20 protein-coding genes are annotated in these 19,329 nt (G+C 63.3%); 7 read left to right on the forward strand and 13 right to left on the reverse strand.

What is annotated here, in order from left to right; genetic code table 11:
* Positions 1-182 precede the first annotated feature (182 nt).
* The 3 genes from AC6CH8_RS21650 to AC6CH8_RS21660 all read right to left on the reverse strand — a co-directional run bounded on the left by AC6CH8_RS21650 (position 183) and on the right by AC6CH8_RS21660 (position 3,375).
* Entirely contained in the window at positions 183-524 is a 342-nt protein-coding gene (locus AC6CH8_RS21650) for a hypothetical protein (protein ID WP_014922851.1), read from the reverse strand.
* 89 nt (positions 525-613) lie between these two features.
* Entirely contained in the window at positions 614-2,332 is a 1,719-nt protein-coding gene (locus tag AC6CH8_RS21655; protein WP_498192309.1) for an amidase, read from the reverse strand.
* Positions 2,332-3,375 (reverse strand): agmatine deiminase family protein, encoded by a 1,044-nt coding sequence (locus AC6CH8_RS21660; protein ID WP_498192310.1) that lies wholly within the window; start codon positions 3,373-3,375, stop codon positions 2,332-2,334. Before AC6CH8_RS21660 ends, AC6CH8_RS21655 begins: the two co-directional genes overlap by 1 nt.
* 92 nt (positions 3,376-3,467) lie before the next feature.
* Here AC6CH8_RS21660 and AC6CH8_RS21665 point away from each other — a divergent pair, with 92 nt between their 5' ends.
* The 3 genes from AC6CH8_RS21665 to AC6CH8_RS21675 all read left to right on the forward strand — a co-directional run bounded on the left by AC6CH8_RS21665 (position 3,468) and on the right by AC6CH8_RS21675 (position 5,334).
* Positions 3,468-4,103 carry a TetR/AcrR family transcriptional regulator gene (locus AC6CH8_RS21665; RefSeq protein ID WP_498192311.1) on the forward strand — a complete coding sequence of 212 codons (636 nt, stop codon included), beginning with the start codon at positions 3,468-3,470 and terminating at the stop codon, positions 4,101-4,103.
* A 70-nt stretch (positions 4,104-4,173) separates the two neighbouring features.
* The gene (locus tag AC6CH8_RS21670; RefSeq protein WP_498192312.1) at positions 4,174-4,824 is read left to right on the forward strand and encodes a CG0192-related protein; all 651 of its coding nucleotides are present in this window, start codon (positions 4,174-4,176) and stop codon (positions 4,822-4,824) included.
* Positions 4,825-4,911: 87 nt separating this feature from the next.
* Entirely contained in the window at positions 4,912-5,334 is a 423-nt protein-coding gene (locus AC6CH8_RS21675) for a hypothetical protein (protein ID WP_091470037.1), read from the forward strand.
* Positions 5,335-5,359: 25 nt separating this feature from the next.
* Here AC6CH8_RS21675 and AC6CH8_RS21680 read toward each other — a convergent pair whose 3' ends face one another.
* Positions 5,360-5,662, reverse strand: coding sequence for a DUF3040 domain-containing protein (locus AC6CH8_RS21680; RefSeq protein WP_178995909.1), 303 nt, complete (start codon positions 5,660-5,662; stop codon positions 5,360-5,362).
* A 205-nt stretch (positions 5,663-5,867) separates the two neighbouring features.
* Here AC6CH8_RS21680 and AC6CH8_RS21685 point away from each other — a divergent pair, with 205 nt between their 5' ends.
* Positions 5,868-6,332 (forward strand): hypothetical protein, encoded by a 465-nt coding sequence (locus AC6CH8_RS21685; protein ID WP_498192313.1) that lies wholly within the window; start codon positions 5,868-5,870, stop codon positions 6,330-6,332.
* Positions 6,333-6,341: 9 nt separating this feature from the next.
* Here AC6CH8_RS21685 and AC6CH8_RS21690 read toward each other — a convergent pair whose 3' ends face one another.
* The 7 genes from AC6CH8_RS21690 to AC6CH8_RS21720 form a co-directional block, all read right to left on the reverse strand.
* Positions 6,342-6,770: a heat shock protein transcriptional repressor HspR gene (locus AC6CH8_RS21690; RefSeq protein WP_091470032.1), complete on the reverse strand. Its 429-nt coding sequence runs from the start codon at positions 6,768-6,770 to the stop codon at positions 6,342-6,344.
* A gap of 10 nt (positions 6,771-6,780) precedes the next feature.
* On the reverse strand, positions 6,781-7,761 hold the full coding sequence (locus AC6CH8_RS21695; protein ID WP_091470029.1) for a DnaJ C-terminal domain-containing protein: 981 nt from the start codon (positions 7,759-7,761) through the stop codon (positions 6,781-6,783).
* 154 nt (positions 7,762-7,915) lie between these two features.
* A complete protein-coding gene (locus tag AC6CH8_RS21700; RefSeq protein ID WP_420179107.1) occupies positions 7,916-8,575 on the reverse strand; it encodes a nucleotide exchange factor GrpE in 660 nt (219 codons plus the stop codon).
* A gap of 2 nt (positions 8,576-8,577) precedes the next feature.
* Entirely contained in the window at positions 8,578-10,440 is a 1,863-nt protein-coding gene (gene dnaK, locus AC6CH8_RS21705) for a molecular chaperone DnaK (RefSeq protein WP_420179108.1), read from the reverse strand.
* 271 nt (positions 10,441-10,711) lie between these two features.
* Complete coding sequence (locus AC6CH8_RS21710; protein ID WP_498192314.1) at positions 10,712-11,650, reverse strand: DUF817 domain-containing protein; 939 nt, start codon at positions 11,648-11,650, stop codon at positions 10,712-10,714.
* Positions 11,643-12,434 (reverse strand): oxygenase MpaB family protein, encoded by a 792-nt coding sequence (locus tag AC6CH8_RS21715; protein WP_498192315.1) that lies wholly within the window; start codon positions 12,432-12,434, stop codon positions 11,643-11,645. The genes AC6CH8_RS21710 and AC6CH8_RS21715 overlap by 8 nt, the downstream gene beginning before the upstream one ends.
* 17 nt (positions 12,435-12,451) lie before the next feature.
* A complete protein-coding gene (locus tag AC6CH8_RS21720) occupies positions 12,452-13,195 on the reverse strand; it encodes a TetR/AcrR family transcriptional regulator (RefSeq protein ID WP_498192316.1) in 744 nt (247 codons plus the stop codon).
* Positions 13,196-13,340: 145 nt separating this feature from the next.
* Between AC6CH8_RS21720 and AC6CH8_RS21725 the strand changes: the two genes are divergently transcribed.
* Positions 13,341-14,273: an NAD-dependent epimerase/dehydratase family protein gene (locus AC6CH8_RS21725; protein ID WP_498192334.1), complete on the forward strand. Its 933-nt coding sequence runs from the start codon at positions 13,341-13,343 to the stop codon at positions 14,271-14,273.
* Positions 14,274-14,321: 48 nt separating this feature from the next.
* Here AC6CH8_RS21725 and AC6CH8_RS21730 read toward each other — a convergent pair whose 3' ends face one another.
* The gene (locus AC6CH8_RS21730) at positions 14,322-15,155 is read right to left on the reverse strand and encodes an alpha/beta fold hydrolase (RefSeq protein ID WP_498192317.1); all 834 of its coding nucleotides are present in this window, start codon (positions 15,153-15,155) and stop codon (positions 14,322-14,324) included.
* A 126-nt stretch (positions 15,156-15,281) separates the two neighbouring features.
* Between AC6CH8_RS21730 and AC6CH8_RS21735 the strand changes: the two genes are divergently transcribed.
* Both AC6CH8_RS21735 and AC6CH8_RS21740 read left to right on the forward strand, forming a co-directional pair.
* Positions 15,282-16,367, forward strand: coding sequence for a DUF8462 domain-containing protein (locus tag AC6CH8_RS21735; protein ID WP_364309022.1), 1,086 nt, complete (start codon positions 15,282-15,284; stop codon positions 16,365-16,367).
* A 95-nt stretch (positions 16,368-16,462) separates the two neighbouring features.
* Complete coding sequence (locus AC6CH8_RS21740) at positions 16,463-18,892, forward strand: HAD-IC family P-type ATPase (protein WP_498192318.1); 2,430 nt, start codon at positions 16,463-16,465, stop codon at positions 18,890-18,892.
* On the opposite strand, the gene AC6CH8_RS21745 is transcribed toward AC6CH8_RS21740, so the two are convergent.
* Positions 18,874-19,284, reverse strand: a complete 411-nt coding sequence (locus AC6CH8_RS21745) for a hypothetical protein (protein ID WP_498192319.1) — start codon at positions 19,282-19,284, stop codon at positions 18,874-18,876. The two genes, AC6CH8_RS21740 and AC6CH8_RS21745, sit on opposite strands and share 19 nt — an antisense overlap.
* Between the last annotated feature and the right edge of the window lie 45 nt (positions 19,285-19,329).

Below are 19,329 nucleotides of genomic sequence, written 5' to 3' on the forward strand. Positions count from 1 at the left end.
GTGCGGCACCAAAGGGTCGGGAGGTGAGAGACGGTTGGCACCAAAGGGACGGGAGGTGAGTGAGGGTTCCGTTTTTAGGGCGGGAAAGTGATAGAGGGTTGGGCACGCAGAAGGGGACCGGTTATCCAACCGGTCCCCTTCTGTGTGTTCAGCACGTCTGTGTGTTCAGCGCGCGGGCGTCATTAGCCGCGGCAGAGCTCGCCGAACTTGGCGCCGGCTTCCTGGAAGGCCGACGTGAGCTCGCCCATCTTTGCTTCGTTCGGCTCTTCCTTTGCCTGCTCATCCAAATACTCAAGGATGGCTGTGACTACAGGCTTCATCTCGGTGGACGCCACCGGTTCGATGGGCCTGATGGCGTTGGCTGCGCGGTTCGAAGCCGTCTGGCTCGGGTTCTGCGGAATACTGGCTGCGGCGACGCCAACGCGGTCACAGGTTTCCGCGGTGGTCAGCTGCTGCTGAGCGGAACAGGCGGATGCCGAGGCAATAAGCCCGGCAGCGATCAGGACAGTGGTGAGTTTCTTCATGATTCCCTCAGTGGTCGACGTCCCTTTGATTGTAATCAGAGCCGACGCCCCATCACGCATTGGGTCCCGTAGGGCCGCCGTCGAATCCGTTACAGCGCCGGCGTACGGGGTGGCACCGTCCGGCGCGAACCGGTGGCTTCGAAGGCTGCAGCCAGCAGCAGCAGTGCCATGTCATCGTACGCGCGGCCGGCAAAAGTGAGGCCCACGGGCATGCCGATATCCGCCATGGTTCCCATCGGTACAGTAACCGTGGGGATGCCCAGGTGCCTTGGGACGAGGTTGCCGTTGGCCACCCAGACGCCGTTGCGCCAGCCGAGGTCCGCAGACGCAGGGTTGACGTCCATGTCGGCAGGACCGACATCCGCGGCTGCCGGGAACAGGACAGCGTCCAATCCGAGTGCGTCCATCCACTCCTCAAGGTCAACACGCCTTGTCTCCTCAAGCCCCCGCACACCGCCCTCCAATTCGGGGATCTCGGTGAATCGGGAAACTCCGTGCTCACGGACATGTCCTGGATACTCGGCGATGTCGTCGTCGAACCCGGCGTACCGGTCCGGCAAGGCGCCTTCAGGGTGCGGGAAGATCGTTGCACCGTCCACATCGGCGAGTCTGCTGAGCGCGGGGTCGCCGTTGGCGCGTAGGAAGTCATCCCAAGCCCAGGAGGAAAGGTCCACGATTTCGCGCTTCAAGTATTCAGGGCTGACAAGGCCGCGGGTGGCGATGGTGGGTGCGCCCGGGCGGTCGCCTTCGTAATTTGAAACCACCGGGAAATCCACCAACACAACCTCGGCCCCGGCTGATTCGAGGTCGCGTTTGGCAGCCTCCCACAGTTCCATCACGGAAGCCCGGGTCTCTATGCGTTGCCCGGTGGGCCCGCCGATCCCCGGCTTGATGCTGGTCCCTGCGTCGGGATCTGCGTTGATGTACATTCGCGGAACTCCAAAGCGCTTTCCCCGCAACGCCAACCGTCCGCCGTCGAGCTTTTCCGGTGACAGTGCCACATACGACTCCGGCCGAACCTCGGAGGACTTCGGGATCTGAACCCAGGGTTGCGCGCGCCAGAAGTCGCCTCGGGTTTCTGCGTCGTCAGCAACGATCACGTCGAGCAACTCCAACATGTCAGCCATGCTCCGCGTGTGCGGGACCACCACGTCCATGGTGGGGACGAGCGGCCAGTTGCCGCGCACCGAAATGACGCCGCGGGAGGGCGTGTACGCGCACAGAGCATTGTTCGACGCCGGTGCGCGGCCACTCGACCAGGTCTCCTCGCCCAAGCCGAAAGCGGCGAAGCTGGCGGCCGTCGCGGTGCCGGAACCGTTCGAGGAACCGGAACCGAAGGCGGCTGTCAGGAAGTCTGCGTTGTACGGGCTTTCAGCCCGGCCATAGACGCCGCGCTGCATGCCTCCGTTGGCCATGGGCGGCATGTTGGTCAGGCCGATGAGCACCGCGCCGGCGTCGCGGAGGCGTTCGATGGTGAAAGCATCACGCTGCGCCACCAGGTGCTCAAACGCCGGCGAACCTGCGGCAGCGGTAAGCCCCTTGGCCAAGTAGCTGTCCTTGGCTGTGTAGGGGATGCCATCCAACGGTCCCCGCACCGAGCCTTGGGCCCTGCGTTCATCAGAGGCCCGGGCGTCCGCCAAAGCATCGGGGTTCATGACCACCAGTGCGTTGAGCTTGATGCCGTTGCGGTCATAAGCCTCAATGCGGTCAAGGTATGCCTGGGTGAGCTGTTCGCTGGTCACCTCCCCTGCTTCCAGTGCCTCGCGCAGCTGCGCGATGGAGGCTTCAACGACGTCGAAGGGAGCCATTACCTTGCACCGCCGTTGAGTTTGGGCTGCTGCTGGGTGATGCAGTGGATACCGCCGCCGCGGGCAAGGATGGGGCGTGCGTCGACGGTGACGACGCGCCGGCCAGGGTAGGCCTCAGCCAGGATTTCTGCCGCGAGCGAGTCCGCGCGCTCTTCGCCGTAACCGCAGGCGACGACGCCGCCATTGACCACGAGGTGGTTGACGTAGCTCCAGTCCACAAAACCGTCTTCGTCGCGCAGCGTTTCCGGCGCGGGCAGTGGCACAATCTCGAAAGGTTTGCCTGCGGCGTCGGTCTGGGTTTCCAGGAACGAGTGCAGTGTGCGGCTGACCACGTGGTCCGGGTGCTCCGGGTTGGTCTGGGAGTGCAGCAGGATCCGGCCCGGAGCGGGAAGGGTGGCCACCATGTCTATGTGGCCGCGTGTGCCCAGGTCCTCGTAGTCGCGGGTCAGGCCGCGGGGAACCCAGATGATCTTGGTGGCGCCGATGGTGCGGGCCAGTTCAGCCTCGACTGCTGCCTTGTCCGCGTAGGGATTCCGGCCAGGATCCAGCTGCACGGTTTCTGTTACCAGCACGGTTCCTTGGCCGTCCACATGGATGGCACCGCCTTCGTTCACCAGCAGCGAGCTGACCAGCTCGGCACCGGACTTTTCCGCGACGAAACGGGCCATGACTGCACTCTTCTGCCATTCGGACCACGCCGGCGCGCCCCAGCCGTTGAAGATCCAGTCCACTGCGCCAAGCACGCCGGGACGCTCGTCATCCAGCACAAAGGTGGGTCCGAAGTCGCGCATCCAGAACTCATCCAGCGGCGCCTCAACCTGCTCGATGCCACTGCCCAGCATGCGGGCGGCGCGATCGCGCTCGCTGGGGTCCACCACCATGGTGACCGGCTCGAACTCCGCCACTGCGTGGGCGACGGCGGTCCACGCCGAGTAGGCCTCTTCGGCAGAAGCGGCGTCGTCACCAAGTGTCAGGCCGGTGCGGGGGAACGCCATCCAGGTGCGCTCATGCGGTGCGGTTTCGGCCGGCATTCTCCAAGCCATGGGTGACTCCTTCGTCTTCTTACGCGTTGCGGCGATTCTCTTGTTGATCATATGATCAATAATGTTGAAAAGGTAATCTAGACTGGTCCTTGATGTCAAGCACCCCACAGAAGCGCGCAGTCCGGAAGTCGCCGGCGGAACGCGCCGCAGAAATCACCGAGGCCGCCCGCGAGATCGCACTCGAAGCAGGTCTCACAGCACTCACCTTGCGCAATGTTGCCGCCCGCGTGGGTGTCGCTTCCGGCCTGGTGGCGCACTACCAGCCCAATATGGACGCGCTCGTCTCAAGCACGTTCGCCACCATTGTGGCCGCCGAAACACAAGAAATCGCAGGCTTGCTGAGCCAGCGCCCCAACCCCACCGAACGCCTTGGCCTCCTGGTTGAGACGCTCCTGGACAACAGCAGGCTCGACGTCACCGCAATCTGGGTCGAGGCCTGGACACTGGGACGCCGCAACGAAACCCTGGCCGCCTCTGTCCGTGAGCAAATGGATGCCTGGCAGGAGGTCTTCCAGGGAGTGGTGGAGGACGGAAACGCGACGGGAGCCTTCAATGTTTCCGATCCCGCCGCCGTCGCATGGCAGATCCTGGGCATGGTCGACGGCCTGAACGCCCAGGCCTTGGTCCGCTGGGATGGGGTCAACGACCGCGGCACCCACCTGGCCCACGCCGTCGAGGGAATGGTGGGCGCGGCGCGAGGTTCCCTGGTAACCGAGCCGGGCGCGTAGGCCGTAGCCCGTTGCCCGGCGTCGGGCTTCGGGCTTCGGGACCCCTGCACCCTGCCCTAGGCTGGGGAGCATGGCGATCATTCACAAGGCAACCCTGACCCCGTCCAAGCTCGAACTCATCGCTGACTACCTCCCGAAGCAGCCCTGGTTCATCCAGGATGGTTCCCCGGAGCTCATTGGCGCCTATCGTTTTGATGATCCCGCCGGCGAGGTGGGTCTCGAGACGCACATCGTCACCGCCGGAGAGCGCGTCTACCAAGTTCCCCTCAGCTACCGCGGCTACGAACTGGCCGGCGCTGAGGAGTGGCTCATCGGCACCATGGACCACTCCGTCCTGGGCAAGCGCTGGGTCTACGACGCTTGCGGGGACCCCATCTATGTCAAGGCCTTGGCCACCGCCATCCTGACTGGCCAGAAAGAGGCCGAACTCATTGTCGACGGAGAGCTGGGACCCCGTCCCAGCACGGTCACCGTGAAGGGCAGCGGAAAGCTCGACGGCGGCATCCCAGCCTTGAGTGCCTCGGCGCCGGTATCGGGTAGCGGCGTGACCATCATTGAAGCGGGCGGCCTGCGGCTGAAGGTGGCGCGTGTCCTGGATGTAGCAGCAGACGTCTCCGCCAACACCGCTGCAGCCCCCGAGCTTCACAGCGAACTCACGCTGAACGGCCAGTGGGCAGGGCTGGAGGAATCGGTGGAGCTGGCGTCGGTGGTTCGGAACTAACCGTCGACGCCGGGGAGCATCTGTTGGTCACCGCAGCACCGGCGTAGGCTGACAACGACGCCGTCTAACTACGTGAGGGGTTTCATCATGTACAAAGCGCAAAGCATCATTCCCGCGGCCCAGGACCTTGCCCGTGAGTGGGTAACCCATGCAACGGAGGGCAAGTCCGCCCAGACAGATGCAGTGGTGAGGTGGGCTTTGGCACGGATCAACCATGCCGATGTCCCTTCAGTGGTCCAAGGCGTGATGCTCACTCTGACCGGCAACAAGAAGGCCGCCAAGGAAGCTAAACGGACCGCTACCAGGGCAGTTAAGAAGGCCACCCAGGCCCTCAGCCGGAAGACCACGCAGCGCAGCTCCGGCCGAGCCATATGGTTTACTGCCCTTGCTGCCGCCATAGTGGGGGCCGGCGCAGTGTTTGCCTGGCGGACCATGCTGCCTCCGGGCGAACCCGAGCCTGCCAAGCAGCCGGAAACCTCAGTCCAGCCTCCGGTTCCTCCGGTGCCCTAAGGTGTCAGTCGCGACGCCGGCCCCGTCAAGGGGCCGGGTCGTCGTCGCGCCTTTCAATCCGTCTCCGCAGCGAGGTTCCGGCCAAAAGCCAATAGGCACCGCCGCTGGCCAGCAAGAAGCCCGCAACACCGAGGATCACAAGCTGGGTGACGATCCCTGCAATGACCAGGACAAAGCCGATCAGAACTGCCAGTGCGCCGGAAACCGCACGGGCTATCGCCCCACGCGGGCGGCCCGACTTCAGCTCAAAGGCGAGGTCGGGATCCGTTGCAGCGAGATCCCGCTCCAGCTCTTCCAAGCTCCTGCGTTCTTCATCCGACAACGACATCGGAATTCCTCACCACACAAGCAGGGCCGCAACCTGCGGCGATGCTCAGAACATCCGCACGAGCGCTGCTTGCCGTGCTATGCCTTCATTATCTGCCCGATGCCCCGTTCTTACCAACGGTCCTAAGCATGCTTACGATGGAAGGGCAGGATTCTGAAGAACCACGAGCACGGAACTCACCGCCGACTGGAAAGTTGAAATCGCCATGGCACGACGAAGGCCTAAGAAAGCACCGAGCACTACTGAAGCCTTTCCCAGGCGCCGCGGACCCGGAAGGGCCATTTGGCTCATTGCCGCGGGCCTCGTCGCGGGCATAGCGGGTGGAATTTTCGGCTTCCGCATGCTGGTTCCGCCGGGAGAGCCCGAGCCGGTCCGGAACCGTAGGCACGAGCCAAGGGGAGCCTCGCGACTGGACACGTCGCCCGCTGACGCTTCGCGACCCCATGTGGCACAGCCGGCGGAAATCCTGGTCCCTGAAGAGCCTGTCGAAATCTCCACAAGGATGCGGCCGGGCGAATGGACTGAAGAGTCACTGCTGGAGCACATCGATGATTACAAACAGCAGATCCGGGACATGGGAGCGAAGGAAACGCAGATCGTCACCAACGTTGAACGAACCGAAGAGGGTGCTGCCCGCGTGGTGGTGAGCTGGGACAGGACCCTGCCGTAGGACCCGAAGCTACAGGTTCTCGCCCTGCCGCGGCCGCCACACCACAACTGCTTGCGACCTAGCCCGGGGACGTTGACCGCGGGCCAGGCTGACGACGTCGCCTGCTGCGCCTGCAGCGAAGATGCGCGCATCCAGTGGCGAGCGACGACGGGACAGTTCCTCGGTCAGTTCAGCCACGCGGTATTGCAGCGCAGCCACCTGGTTTTCGAGGTCAAGGATGCGTTTGATGCCCTCAAGAGAGACGCCGGACTGCGAGAGGCGCTGGACCTCCCGCAGTTTGTTGACGTCGTTCTGCGAATAGCGGCGGGACTTGCCTGGCGCGCGACTGGGCGAGACGATGCCCAGGCGGTCGTACTGGCGCAACGTCTGCGGATGCATGTCGGCAAGCTCCGCAGCGACGGAGATGACAAAGATCGGCTGGTTGACGTCGATAGCCATGACCGCCTCCTTACAACCGGGCCTTCGCGGCCAGATCGTGACGCGGGTTCGCGTCGGTGGTTGCGGCAGCGAACGCCTTCACGGCTTCTTCCGCTTCCTTGTTCAGGTTTTGGGGAACAGCGACGTCGATGGTCACCAGCAGGTCGCCAGTCGCCTTGGATGTTTTCACACCCCGGCCTTTGACCCGCAGTGTCCGGCCTGACGGTGTGCCGGCCGGGACGCGAACCTTGACGGTGTCGCCGTCGAGCGTTGGCACTTCAATGGTGGCGCCAAGCGCCGCTTCCGCGAACGTGACGGGCACGTGGATGCGGATGTTGTCGCCGTCGCGCTGGAAGAAGTCGTGGGGCTTCACGCTCACCGTGATGATGAGGTCGCCATTGCCGGCAGGGCCGACGTTGCCCTTGCCGCGCTGACGGACTTTCTGCCCGTCCTTGATGCCGGCAGGAATCTTGACGTCGATCACGTTGCCGTTGCTCTCACGCAAGCTGACCGTAGTCCCCTTGATGGAGCCGGCGAACGAGATGGACGTGGTGGCCGTCCGATCCGCGCCCTTCTGCGGTGCACGCTGGAACCCGGTCTGGCCGGCTCCACCGAAACCACCGCCAAACAGGTCGGCGAACTCCGGAGGAATGCCGCCGCCAGCAGGCTGACGGGCACCGGGCCCGCCGCCGAACAAGCCGCCGAACAGGTCCTCGAAACCGCCATTAGCTCCGGCACCACCGCGCCCGGCGCCAGCACCCGGAGCGAACCGGGCACCGCCCATGGCACGGATGGCGTCATACTGCTGCCGGTCCTCAGGACTCGACAACACCGAGTAAGCCTCGGAAATGTCCTTGAACTTCTTCTCCGCAGCAGCATCCCCGGCATTCGTATCCGGGTGGTACTGCCGGGCGAGCTTGCGGTAAGCCTTCTTAATATCCGCGTCGGAGGCGTCCTTGGCGATACCAAGGATCGCGTAAAAATCCTTTTCAACCCAGTCCTGGCTGGCCAAGAGCGTTTCCTTTCTAAAACAAACAAAGCGTACGGCCGCAGTCAGCTCACCTCAGGCGAGCTTACAGCGGGCGCGCAACCGGATATGGGGCGGCGGTGTGGAGGGCACCGCGGAGCGGGCACCGCCCCATATCCGGTGTAGCGACAGGGTGAGACTAAGCCGGGACAGCCACGATGACTTGGGCTGCACGCAGGACACGCTCACCTGAGCGGTATCCGGAGCGCAGCACCTGGCTGACCGTGTCAACCTCGATGTCTTCGCCGGGCTGCTGGATAAGTGCTTCGTGGATGGTGGGGTCGAATTCGACGCCCGTATCCGCGATGCGTTCCAGTCCGTACGTCTTCAGCGCGTTCTCCAGCTTGGTGGCGATGGCGGCGAAGGGGCCGTCTTCGAGGTCACCGTGCTGGCGGGCGGCGTCGACGTCGTCCAGCACCGGGAGCAGGGAGTTCAGGACGCCGATGACGGCCATCTCTCCTGCAACGGCGCGGTCGCGTTCGACGCGCTTGCGGTAGTTGACGTACTCAGCCTGAAGGCGGAGGAGGTCGTTGCGGAGCTCCGCTGCCTGGGCTTCAGCCGCGGCACCGGAGGCTACCGATTCCTCGGCCGGCACCTCTACCCCGTTGAGGATTTCCTCAGCCTGGGAGAGGGCGTCGCCGTCCGTAGGAGCGGCGTTGCCTTCGGTGGGAGCTGTAGCTTCGCTGTCAGGATGACGCGCTTCGCCGGTCTCCGGGTCAACCTTGCGGTTGTCCCGGATGACGGGCTTGCGCGGCTCGTTGCCTTCTGAGTGCTCTGCTTCGTTGCCGTGGTGAGGCATGGCTACTTCTTCGCTTCGTCTTCGTCGATGATCTCGGCGTCGACGATGTCCTCGTCAGCGGCCTTGTCACCGGCGGGAGCGCCTTCTGCACCGGCACCCGGAGCGTCAGCTGCGGCAGCCTGCGAGTAGATGGCTTCGCCGAGCTTCGTCTGGGAAGCCTGGAGCTTCTCGAACGCAGTCTTGACGGCGGCGTCGTCGGTGCCTTCCAGGGCGGACTTGAGGGCATCGACGTCGGCCTTGACCTCGGTCTTGACCTCTTCGGGCAGCTTGTCGTCGTTGTCGGCGATGAGCTTGTCCACGGAGTAGGCGAGCTGCTCTGCGGAGTTACGGGTGTCCGTAGCTTCGCGGCGGGCCTTGTCCTCAGCAGCGTGCTCTTCGGCTTCACGGACCATGCGGTCGATGTCGTCCTTGGAGAGTGCCGTGCCACCGGTGATGGTCATGGACTGTTCCTTGCCGGTGCCCTTGTCCTTGGCGGACACGTGGACGATGCCGTTGGCGTCGATGTCAAAGGTGACCTCGACCTGCGGAACGCCGCGCGGTGCCGGTGCGATGCCGGTCAGTTCGAACGTGCCCAGCGGCTTGTTGTCGCGGGTGAATTCACGCTCGCCCTGGAAGACCTGGATGGCCACGGACGGCTGGTTGTCGTCAGCGGTGGTGAAGGTCTCGGAACGCTTGGTGGGGATAGCGGTGTTGCGCTCGATCAGGTGCGTCATGACGCCACCCTTGGTTTCGATGCCGAGGGACAGCGGGGTGACGTCGATGAGGAGGACGTCCTTGCGCTCACCCTTCAGGACGCCGGCCTGCAGTGCGGCACCAACGGCCACAACTTCATCCGGGTTGACGCCCTTGTTGGGCTCCTTGCCGCCGGCGAGTTCCTTGACGAGCTCGGAGACGGCAGGCATACGGGTGGAGCCACCGACGAGAACGATGTGGTCGATGTCGGAAACCTTGATGCCGGCTTCTGCGATGACGTCCTGGAACGGCTTCTTGGTGCGGTCCAGCAGGTCCTTGGTGAGGTCCTGGAACTTGGCACGGGTCAGCTGCTCGTCCAGGTGAACCGGGCCGTCGGGGGTGACGGACAGGTACTGGAGGGAGATGTTGGTGCTGGTGGAGGAGGACAGTTCCTTCTTGGCCTGCTCTGCAGCTTCACGGAGACGCTGGAGGGCGATCTTGTCCTTGGAGAGGTCAATGCCCTTGATCTTGAGCTGGCTCAGGAGCCACTCGACAACGCGGTTGTCCCAGTCATCGCCACCGAGGCGGTTGTCACCGGCGGTTGCGCGGACCTGGATGGTGGAGAAGTTGTCTTCGTCCTTGCCAACCTCGAGGAGGGAGACGTCGAAGGTACCGCCACCGAGGTCGAAGACCAGGATGAGTTCGTCTTCCTTACCCTTGTCCAGGCCGTATGCCAGTGCAGCCGCGGTGGGCTCGTTGACAATGCGGAGGACGTTGAGGCCCGCGATTTCGCCGGCTTCCTTGGTGGACTGGCGCTCGGCGTCGTTGAAGTATGCCGGAACGGTGATCACAGCGTCGGTGACCTTTTCGCCCAAGTAGCTCTCGGCGTCGTTCTTGAGCTTCATGAGGATACGCGCGGAGATTTCCTGCGGCGTGTACTTCTTGTCGTCGACGGCGACACTCCAGTCGGTGCCCATGTGGCGCTTGACGGAGGCGATGGTGCGGTCGATGTTGTTGACGGCCTGGCGCTTGGCAATTTCGCCGACCAGGACTTCGCCGGACTTGGAGAACGCAACGACGGACGGAGTGGTGCGGCCGCCTTCTGCGTTGGCGATAACGGTGGGCTCGCCACCTTCGAGAACAGAGACCACGGAGTTGGTGGTTCCGAGGTCGATACCTACTGCACGTGACATATCTTGTTTCCTTTCAATGGCCGATGTTGGAGATTGCACCTGACAACGGTCCGCTGGGCGGTCTACGTGCCGGAAGCCTGCTCAACAATCGGCTAGTTGAGCGTTCTGCACTCAACTGTACTCAGCCTCAGATTTAAGTCAATCCAAAGTTGAGTGAAGCACGCTCAACTTTCTCATTTGCCGACTGAAAAATGCCCGAATCACGCGGATTGAGGGCTGGTTTCGCCGATGGTGAACTGGCCAAGTCTGCCGACGCGCAGACGGATTGGCGTCACTCCGAACGACTGGTGACACCCATATCCGGGTGGCCTGCGCGAATTTGCGTGGCGTCAGCGGGATGCGTGGCGTCAGCGGTTTGGGTGGCCTCCAGCGGCTCCGGCTTATACACCCAGGCCACCAACACCACCGAGATGATCATCAGCAGGAACCACGCGAGGAGCTTGTCGATTGAGACCGCCTGCCAGCCCTCCAGCTGGTTCGGGTACAGCCAGGCACGCGACCATGTGCCTATGTTCTCGGCGAACCAGATGAACAGCGCCACCAGCAGGAACGAGACCAGGATGGGCATGCGGAAACGACGCCGGAACACCCGGAAGTGCATCACGCACCGTCCGTAGACAAGCACGACGGCGGCCAGCAGCACCCAGCGCGCGTCGAAGATGTAGTGGTGCGAGAAGAAGTTGACGTAGATCGCGCCAGCCACAAGGGCGGTGATCCAACGGCGGGGGTAGCGGTCGAAGCGGAGGTCGAACAGCCGGAACACGCGCACCATATAAGAACCCACAGCGGCATACATGAACCCGCTGAACAACGGCACGGCCCCGATCCGCAGGACGCCCTCCGCCTCGTAGGCCCACGACCCGACGTCCGTCTTGAACAGCTCCATCACCGTCCCCACCACGTGGAACAGCAGGATCACCCGCAACTCCCGCAGTGTCTCGAGTTTGAAGCTGATCATCAGCACTTGAATAACGACGGCGGCGATGGTCAGGAAGTCGTTCCGGGCGAGGCCGGCGTTATCCGGGTACCAAAGACGGGCTGCGATGATCACTGCGAGTAACGCCGCTCCGAACACACAAGCCCAGGCCTGCTTCAGCCCAAAGACCACGAATTCCGTGAGCCGCCCCCGCAACGGGCCGACTCGGGGCCGGTCCAAATATCGGTGGGCGGCGTCATCAATGGACTGCTCAACCGAGGTGAAGTTACGCATGGTGGGGCATTCTGCCTGGTTTGAGTTGGCCCAAGTAGTAGTCCTTCGGCCAGTGACGAACACGCTGCGGCAGCCGCGGGTAGACGCGCCCCACCATGCGCATTGTCTGTTCGTAGCGTCGCGCCTGGACGGGACCCCAGGTGAATCCGAATCCTTCACGAACTTGCTCAGGCAACAAGCCCGCCGTGAGGAAGCGCGCCAGCGGCATGGCCAAGCGCATCATGGCCGGTCCCGTGGCCGGGTAGAGCAGGTCCTGGGCGATTTTGCGGGCCTTGTCGTCGGGCTGCAACGTTGCCACATGCGCGTCCCAATACGTGGCAAAGGCGGCACGATCAGCGGGCCACTTGTCCGGCGGAAGCTGCAGGGCTGTACCGATCCGCGCATAATCGGCGTACATGCGGTCGGCGGTATCCTCGTCGAGCGGTCCGTGAACCTGCTGGTAGACGGTGACTGCCGTGTCGTAAAGGGTGGCGACAACCCAAAGCTGGGAATCGGCGTCGAAGGCGTTGTAACCGGCCGAAGCCTCGTCGGCGTTCCGGCGAACCGGCGCGTGGGCACGATTGACGGCGCGGCGCACCGCAGCGACCTGTTCTTCGGTGCCGTAAACCACGGCGTAAACATAGGTCAGCGTGGCCCGGAGCCTGTCCTGCGGCCGGTGGGCAAAGTCGCTGTGGTCCGCGACTCCGTGGCCAACCCGGGGGTCGGCAATCTGAAGGAGGATCGCGCGGCCCGCACCGGCGAGAAGGACGCCCTCCGCACCAATGTCTGCAAGTCCTCGAGCCATCTGAATACTGTAGCGCCCTAGCCTTGGAGCCCCATGACACCCTGAAGGACGCTCAGCTGATGCTCGAACAGGTCATCGCGCGCGGCGAAAGTATCGCGTCCGTACTGCCCAAAAACCTCGAAACTGATAGCGCCGAACACGGACGTCCACACCAGGACACCCCGCGCCAAGGTTGAGTCAGGTGCGGCGAGATTCATCTCGCCGCGAATGGCTGCCAGGTCCGCGGCCAACCCTTCGGGAATCACGACGGCGGGACTCGCCGCGTCGTTGAGCGCGCCAGCCCGGTAGGCGGCATCGAAGATACCGACGAGGCGAACGATGACCCGCGTACCAGGGACGGTAGTGCGCTCACCTGGCGCCTGATACCCCGGGACTGGACTGCCGAATAGGAGGGAATAGCTGGCCGGTTCGCGGATGGCCCATGTACGCACCGCGTTAGCCAGCGCCGTGAACTGCGCTGCGAAGTCATCCTCCGCCACGGCATTCACAGCTGCATCGACGTCGTCGCCAAGCTGGTTGTAGGCGTCGACCAGCAGGAGCGTGAGGAGTTCGTCGCGGTTCTCTACATAGCGATAAACCGCTGAGGAAACGACGCCAAGATCCCTTGCGACGGCACGCAGGGAAAGAGCGGCGGCGCCGTGGAGGGCCAAATGTTCCCGGCCGATCCGAACGATGTCGGCGATGGTCTGAATGCGGGCACGTTCGCGGGGAGTCTGGGGCTTTCCCTTGCTCTTGGTGGCGGCAGGTTCGGCTGGAGTCATGTTCACAGCTTGCCACAACAGAGAGCGCTGTCAACAAACAAGAGCACCGCTCTTGACAATTCAGCTCGACCCCTACATGCTGATTGAGAGAGCACTGCTCTCGCTTTTCGATTTCAACGCAAACAGCCCTGAAAGAAGGCACACCATGTACGTCGTCACAGGAGCAGGACCGGTTGGCTACATTGTCGCGGAACAACTGGCTCACGAAGGGCATCAGGTACGCGTCCTAACGCGATCCGGCGGTGGCCCGGAGCATCCCCTGGTTGAACGATTACGGGCTGACGTCTCCGATCCTTCACAGCTGGATGAGGCGCTGAAGGGCGCTACCGCAGTTTTCCATTGCATTCACGGATCCGCCTACCGGGCATCGGCGTGGGCCGCCGAACTCCCCCAAGCCGAGCAAGTGGTGATGAATGCAGCGGCAGCCGCGGGCGCCGTCGTCGTCTTCCCCGAAAGCCTGTACTCGTACAGTGAGCCGGACCGGCTCATGACGGAATCGAGCCCGCGGGAAGCTACCAGCGGCAAGCGCGGCATCCGCACCCAACTGCTTAAAGCGCGCGAAGCGCACGCTGCCAATACTGTGAGCGTCGTGGCAGGAGACTTCTTTGGGCCTCGTGTGAAAATGGCCCATGCAGGCGAACGGATGGTTCCGCTGGTCCTGACAGGCAAGCCGATCCAGGCAATCGGAAGCGCCGAACGGCCGCACTCCTTTACTTATGTCCCGGATCTTGCAGCGGCCATGATCGCCGCAGCACTGAAGCCCGAACTTTGGAACACCGTGCTGCACGCGCCCACCGGCTCGCCAATGACTCAGCGCGAAGTTGCGGCGGCCTACGCGGGTGCTGCTGGGGTGGCCACCCCGAAAGTGAGCGCCGTCCCCGGTTGGGTGCTGCGGGTGGCGGGTATTTTCTCCACGGACATGCGCGAGCTGGCCGAATTGCTGTACCAGTTCGAGCGTCCCTTTGTGATGGACTCGGCCGCAAGCCAAAAGCTGTTAGGGCTTGAACCCACTCCCCTGGCGGACGCTGCAGCGGCCACCGTTGCATGGTGGCGCGGCGCTGCGCGGCAGGCCAGCTGAAGAAGGCGGCGATTCTGGGGCCCGAATTGGGCCGGGGAGCTTGAGAGGCTACTGGTCCTGCCAGCCGGATGGCGGTGGCGCGTCGAGGAAGGTCGTTACGACATCCTGCACGAGGTTTGTCCTGGCGAGCCCGAAGAAGTGGGTGATGCCTGGAAAGACCGCTAGCTGGGACGCGGGCACACCCTCAAAATCACCGTTCACGTCACCCCCGCGCAGCTGGAGGAACCGCACCGCGTGCTCAAGTTTGACCATGTCTGAGTCCCCCACCGTGATCAAGGTAGGGGCCTGGATTCCGCGGATCTCCTCATCCGACCATCCCTTTGACCCGGTGTCGTAGCGGCCGAGCTTGGTCAGGAGTCCTTGCAGGTGCTCGTGATCCGGGTGCGGCGAGACGGCCAGGTACCGCTGCTCCATGGGAGTTCCCGCGATCATGTCCACGGTCATCTCGGTGACAGCCTCAGCGTTTCCACCGCGATCGCCGTCGGGGTTGAACGACACCGACGACACGATGAGCTTCCGGATGAGCTGGGGGTGCTTGATCGCCAGATGCAGTGCAACAGCCCCGCCAACACTGAAGCCGAAGACATCAATCTCCCCAACGCCCAGATGTTTCAGAAGACCGACGACGTCCGAGGCCAAGTCAGCCGTGTTCAACGCGCGGTCGATGTCGTTGGTTCTGCCATGACCTTGGAAGTCCGTGGCGATAACCCTGCGATCCGCTGACAAGGCCGGGATAAGCGCACCGAATTGCTGCTCGATGTCGAACAGCCCGCCATGCAGGAGCAGCAAAGGCGTGCCACCGGAACCGTGGAGTTCGTAGTACATCCGCAATCCGTTGATCTCTGCGTAACCGGTCTCCGGGGATGGTGTTGGCTGGCCCATCGCTTGTCCTCCGCTCTTGATATCCGCTTTCCCGCGCCAGGCTTGCTTCCAGCTGAGGGTCGGCCTATGGTGGCAGGAGTTTCACCACTTTCACCAGTTTCACCCGGTTTCACCCAAGGAGGGTGTATGCAGAATCCCTTCAAGCCGACTGCCGGAGCCACGCCTCCCGAGCTGGTGGGGCGTGCCGGGCTGCTGGACGAGTTCGAGTACGGCTTGCAGCAGGGTTCCGGAGCGCCGGGGCTTCTGACCATCATCACCGGTTCAAGAGGCATCGGCAAGACAGTCATGTTGAGCGAAGCCGAGGGTATCGCCCGGAATCATGGCTGGGCCGTGATATCTCGAACAGCCACGCCAGGCTTCCTCGCGGGGGTTGGCGATGACATGCTCCGCCTCCTCGATGAGTTCGGAGACCGACCTCCATCCCGGAAGATCACCGCCTTTTCAGCAGCAGGCTTCGGACTGACAACCCAGCTCCCACCGGAACGGTCCCTCGACTGGCGGCGGACCGGGAACGAACTGTTGCGGCTGCTGGACGAGAAAGGCACAGGATTGGTCATTACCATCGACGAGATCCATGCGGTCGATAGGACAGAAATCGCTCAACTGGCCGCCGACGTACAACACTTCATCCGCGACGGACTACCGATCGGCCTGATCTTTGCTGGCCTGCCAGCAGCCGTATCCGACCTCCTTAATGAGGGCGTTGCCACGTTCCTGCGGCGGGCTGACAGGATCAACCTCCACGAAGCCGCCATCGCGGAAGTCACCGCTTCCTACAGCGAGCTCTTCGGTCAGGGCGGCGTTAGTATCTCCCCCGACCTCATCAGCAAAGCAGCCGAAGCCACCGAGGGTTATCCCTTTCTGATCCAACTGGTCGGCTACTACCTTTGGCTCGAAGCCGGCAAATCAGGATGGAAACTGGACCAGAGCCGCGTTCAGCATGGAATCGCAGCGGCCCAACGACGGAACACCTTAGTGGTCGTCGAGTCGGCCCTGTCGGACATCTCAGAAAGAGACCGCGAGTTCCTCGACGCGATGGCCCTCCAGGAAGGCCCATCTGCTGCTGGTCAAATCGGCGCCATCCTCAAGGCCAAGCCCAACGTCATTTCCAAGTATCGGAACAGGCTCATCGCTGCGGGCCTGATCGAGTCGGCCGGCTACGGCAAGGTGGACTTCGCAATCCCCGGGCTCCGCCAGTACCTCCGCGAGTAGATTGAAGCAAGCCTAACAACCACGACGGCGACATAACGCCCCGCTGCTGGCATACTCAGTCCCATCGCTCCACCGACTCAACAACGGGGGCATGAGTGCCAATCGATAAAGACCTGACGGCGGCGGCCGTCCGTTTAGTGGGGTCCTCGGTGCAGGGACTAAGCACTGCCGAGGTCGCCGAGAGGGTGGCCGCAGGGCAAACCAACGCCTTTGTCCAAGACACCAGCCGCAGCGTGTGGAGCATCGTCCGCGCCAACGTGCTCACCCTGTTCAACGGCATTATCCTGGCCTGCTTCATTGTCCTGTTCGCTATCGGCCGCTGGCAGGACGCGCTCTTCGGATTCAGTGCAGTTGCCAATGCGGTGATCGGGAGCGTCCAGGAGTACCGGGCAAAGAGGGCTTTGGACCGTCTGGCGCTCCTGAACGCGCCGCATGCCCGGGTGATGCGCGAAGGCTCAGAAGCAGAAATCGCTTTGGACGACGTTGTACTGGACGACACCCTTGTCCTGAGGGCCGGAGATCAGGTGCCCGCGGACGGGGTGGTGACCGGCGCACGCGGACTCCAAGTGGACGAGTCCATGCTGACCGGCGAATCCGACGCCGTTGAAAAGGAAGACGGGGACCGCGTGTTGTCCGGTTCCGTTGTGGTTGCGGGCGAAGGCTCAGCGGTGGTGGATCGGGTGGGAGCCGATTCCTTCGCGAACTCACTCGCCGCCGAAGCCAAACGATTCTCGCTCGTGGCCTCAGAGCTCCGTTCCTCCATTGACCGGGTCCTGAAGTGGGTGACCTGGTTCGTAGGTCCCGTGGCGTTGTTGGTTCTCAATGCCCAGATGATTGCCCAGGGTGGGTGGGCCGAAGCCTCGGCGAGTGGAGCGTGGCGGGACGCAGCGACGGCGACTATTGCCGCCGTCGTCGCCATGGTCCCCTTGGGGCTGGTGCTGATGACCAGTATTACCTTCGCCGTAGGGGCGGTGAAGCTCGCCCGTCAGCAGGTCCTGGTGCAGGAATTGCCCGCCGTGGAGGGGCTGGCCCGCGTGGACATCATCTGCCTCGACAAAACCGGAACGCTCACCCAAGGCGACATCGTTTTCGACGCCGCGCATCCCCTTGCAAACCGTCCTGGCTGGGAGTCCGTGCTCTCCTGGTACGGGGTGCAGAAGGATGCCAACGCAACGGCCCGCAGCCTCGACGGACACTTCAATGAGACGCCCGGCCTCCCGCTTGACCGGGTGCCCTTCTCCTCCGCGCGCAAGTGGAGCGCGGTGATTTTCGACGACGGGATGTGGATTCTCGGCGGCCCTGAAATGGTGTTCCCGGCAATAAACTCCGGCGATCCGTTGCTCCGGCAACTCGCCACCCAAGCCGTCGAGCTCGCAGCCACCGGCCGCCGCACGCTGGTCCTTGCACACGGCACGCCCACTGATGATGAGACTGTTCCGGCGGACGCTGTCCCCGTGGTGCTTCTGACGTTCAAGGAGAACATCCGTCCCGACGCTGCCGAGACACTCACCTATTTCGCAGCACAGGATGTGGATGTCCGGATCATTTCCGGTGACAACCCGCAAACGGTCGCCGCAATTGCCCGGGAAGTCGGGCTCGATGCACCCCACGGCTTCGATGCACGCGAATTGCCGGTTGATGACAAAGAGCTCATGGAAGTCATCAACAACAACGTGGTCTTCGGCCGTGTGACCCCTGACCAGAAGAAGCGGATCGTCGTGGCGCTGAAGTCTGCCGGCCGCACAGTGGCCATGACAGGCGACGGCGTGAACGACGCCCTGGCCATCAAGGAAGCGGACATCGGTGTGGCCATGAATTCGGGGGCCGCCGCTACGAAGGCCGTGGCGCGTTTGGTGCTCCTGGACGGGAAGTTCTCCCACCTGCCGAGCGTGGTTGCTGAGGGCCGCCAAGTGATTGCCAACATTGAGCGCGTCTCCATGCTGTTCCTCACGAAGACCGCCTACGCCACCTTCCTTGCCATCGCGTTCGGCATCCTCCTGTTGCCTTTCCCGTTCCTTCCCAGGCAACTCTCCGTGACTGATGGCTTGACCATCGGTATTCCTGCGTTTTTCCTGGCATTGCTACCCAACGCCCAGCGCTACATCCCGGGTTTCCTGCGGCGGTCGCTCACGTTCGCCGTGCCGGCAGGCGTCTCCGTGACGCTGGGGCTTGCCTCCTACGCCCGCCTTGCCGCGAACCTGCAGATTCCGGAAGCCGAAATCCGGACCGGGTCCACCCTGATCCTGACGATCATTGGCATCTGGATCCTCGTGGTGCTCTCTCGCCCGGTCACCCGTTTCAAGGGCTTGGTCATCGGGGCGATGATGATTGGGCTGATACTGGTGTACTCCGTGCCGATCGCCCGCGACTTCCTACAGTTCACCGATCCGACGCTCCCCACGGCGCTGCTGGTCTTGGGAACGTCCGTGGCCTGCATCGCCCTGATCGAGATCGTGCGCTTTGTTCACCGCCGCGTGGCGTACCGTGACGCCCAGCAAGCATTGGTTCAGCGCGCCTCGAAGTAGCGGCGACCACGCCCCACCCACTGAGGAACAACCACCGCAACGGTCGCGATGGACTGAACAATGACGGCAGACCAGTCTCCGTCCGCGGCAACAATGAGATCCACCAAGGCAAAGGCCAGACCGAGCAGCATCACCGCTGTTGCACCCCGACGGGCAGCTTCACTCCCCCGGGCTACCCCGGAGGCCAGCCCGATCACCAACAAGCCGAACAGGATCATGCCTGCACCGAGCAAAGTGATGGGCAGGGCAATGCCGCCGGACTGGGCCTCCGGGGTGTATCGCAGGAAAATCGTCAGGATCCCAAGAATGATCTGGGCGATGCCGCCGATGTACATCAGCACCACCGAGAACGTCACCAGTCCGGGCCGTCTAATGCTCTCCCCCGTCGTCATGAACTGAGCATAGACGAGGGACCAACCGGTCACCGCGGCCTCAAC

The organism is Paenarthrobacter sp. GQ52 (assembly GCF_059759005.1).

Bases quoted from the DNA above. Each gene is read 5' to 3' on its own strand.
- AC6CH8_RS21710 (WP_498192314.1), bottom strand. From the start codon at position 11,650: ATGCGTAACTTCACCTCGGTTGAGCAGTCCATTGATGACGCCGCCCAC.
- AC6CH8_RS21735 (WP_364309022.1), top strand. From the start codon at position 15,282: ATGCAGAATCCCTTCAAGCCGACTGCCGGAGCCACGCCTCCCGAGCTG.
- AC6CH8_RS21675 (WP_091470037.1), top strand. From the start codon at position 4,912: ATGTACAAAGCGCAAAGCATCATTCCCGCGGCCCAGGACCTTGCCCGT.
- AC6CH8_RS21745 (WP_498192319.1), bottom strand. From the start codon at position 19,284: ATGACGACGGGGGAGAGCATTAGACGGCCCGGACTGGTGACGTTCTCG.
- AC6CH8_RS21720 (WP_498192316.1), bottom strand. From the start codon at position 13,195: ATGACTCCAGCCGAACCTGCCGCCACCAAGAGCAAGGGAAAGCCCCAG.
- AC6CH8_RS21670 (WP_498192312.1), top strand. From the start codon at position 4,174: ATGGCGATCATTCACAAGGCAACCCTGACCCCGTCCAAGCTCGAACTC.
- AC6CH8_RS21730 (WP_498192317.1), bottom strand. From the start codon at position 15,155: ATGGGCCAGCCAACACCATCCCCGGAGACCGGTTACGCAGAGATCAAC.
- AC6CH8_RS21665 (WP_498192311.1), top strand. From the start codon at position 3,468: ATGTCAAGCACCCCACAGAAGCGCGCAGTCCGGAAGTCGCCGGCGGAA.
- AC6CH8_RS21715 (WP_498192315.1), bottom strand. From the start codon at position 12,434: ATGGCTCGAGGACTTGCAGACATTGGTGCGGAGGGCGTCCTTCTCGCC.
- AC6CH8_RS21655 (WP_498192309.1), bottom strand. From the start codon at position 2,332: ATGGCTCCCTTCGACGTCGTTGAAGCCTCCATCGCGCAGCTGCGCGAG.
- dnaK (WP_420179108.1), bottom strand. From the start codon at position 10,440: ATGTCACGTGCAGTAGGTATCGACCTCGGAACCACCAACTCCGTGGTC.
- AC6CH8_RS21700 (WP_420179107.1), bottom strand. From the start codon at position 8,575: ATGCCTCACCACGGCAACGAAGCAGAGCACTCAGAAGGCAACGAGCCG.
- AC6CH8_RS21650 (WP_014922851.1), bottom strand. From the start codon at position 524: ATGAAGAAACTCACCACTGTCCTGATCGCTGCCGGGCTTATTGCCTCG.
- AC6CH8_RS21725 (WP_498192334.1), top strand. From the start codon at position 13,341: ATGTACGTCGTCACAGGAGCAGGACCGGTTGGCTACATTGTCGCGGAA.
- AC6CH8_RS21685 (WP_498192313.1), top strand. From the start codon at position 5,868: ATGGCACGACGAAGGCCTAAGAAAGCACCGAGCACTACTGAAGCCTTT.
- AC6CH8_RS21690 (WP_091470032.1), bottom strand. From the start codon at position 6,770: ATGGCTATCGACGTCAACCAGCCGATCTTTGTCATCTCCGTCGCTGCG.
- AC6CH8_RS21660 (WP_498192310.1), bottom strand. From the start codon at position 3,375: ATGGCTTGGAGAATGCCGGCCGAAACCGCACCGCATGAGCGCACCTGG.
- AC6CH8_RS21680 (WP_178995909.1), bottom strand. From the start codon at position 5,662: ATGTCGTTGTCGGATGAAGAACGCAGGAGCTTGGAAGAGCTGGAGCGG.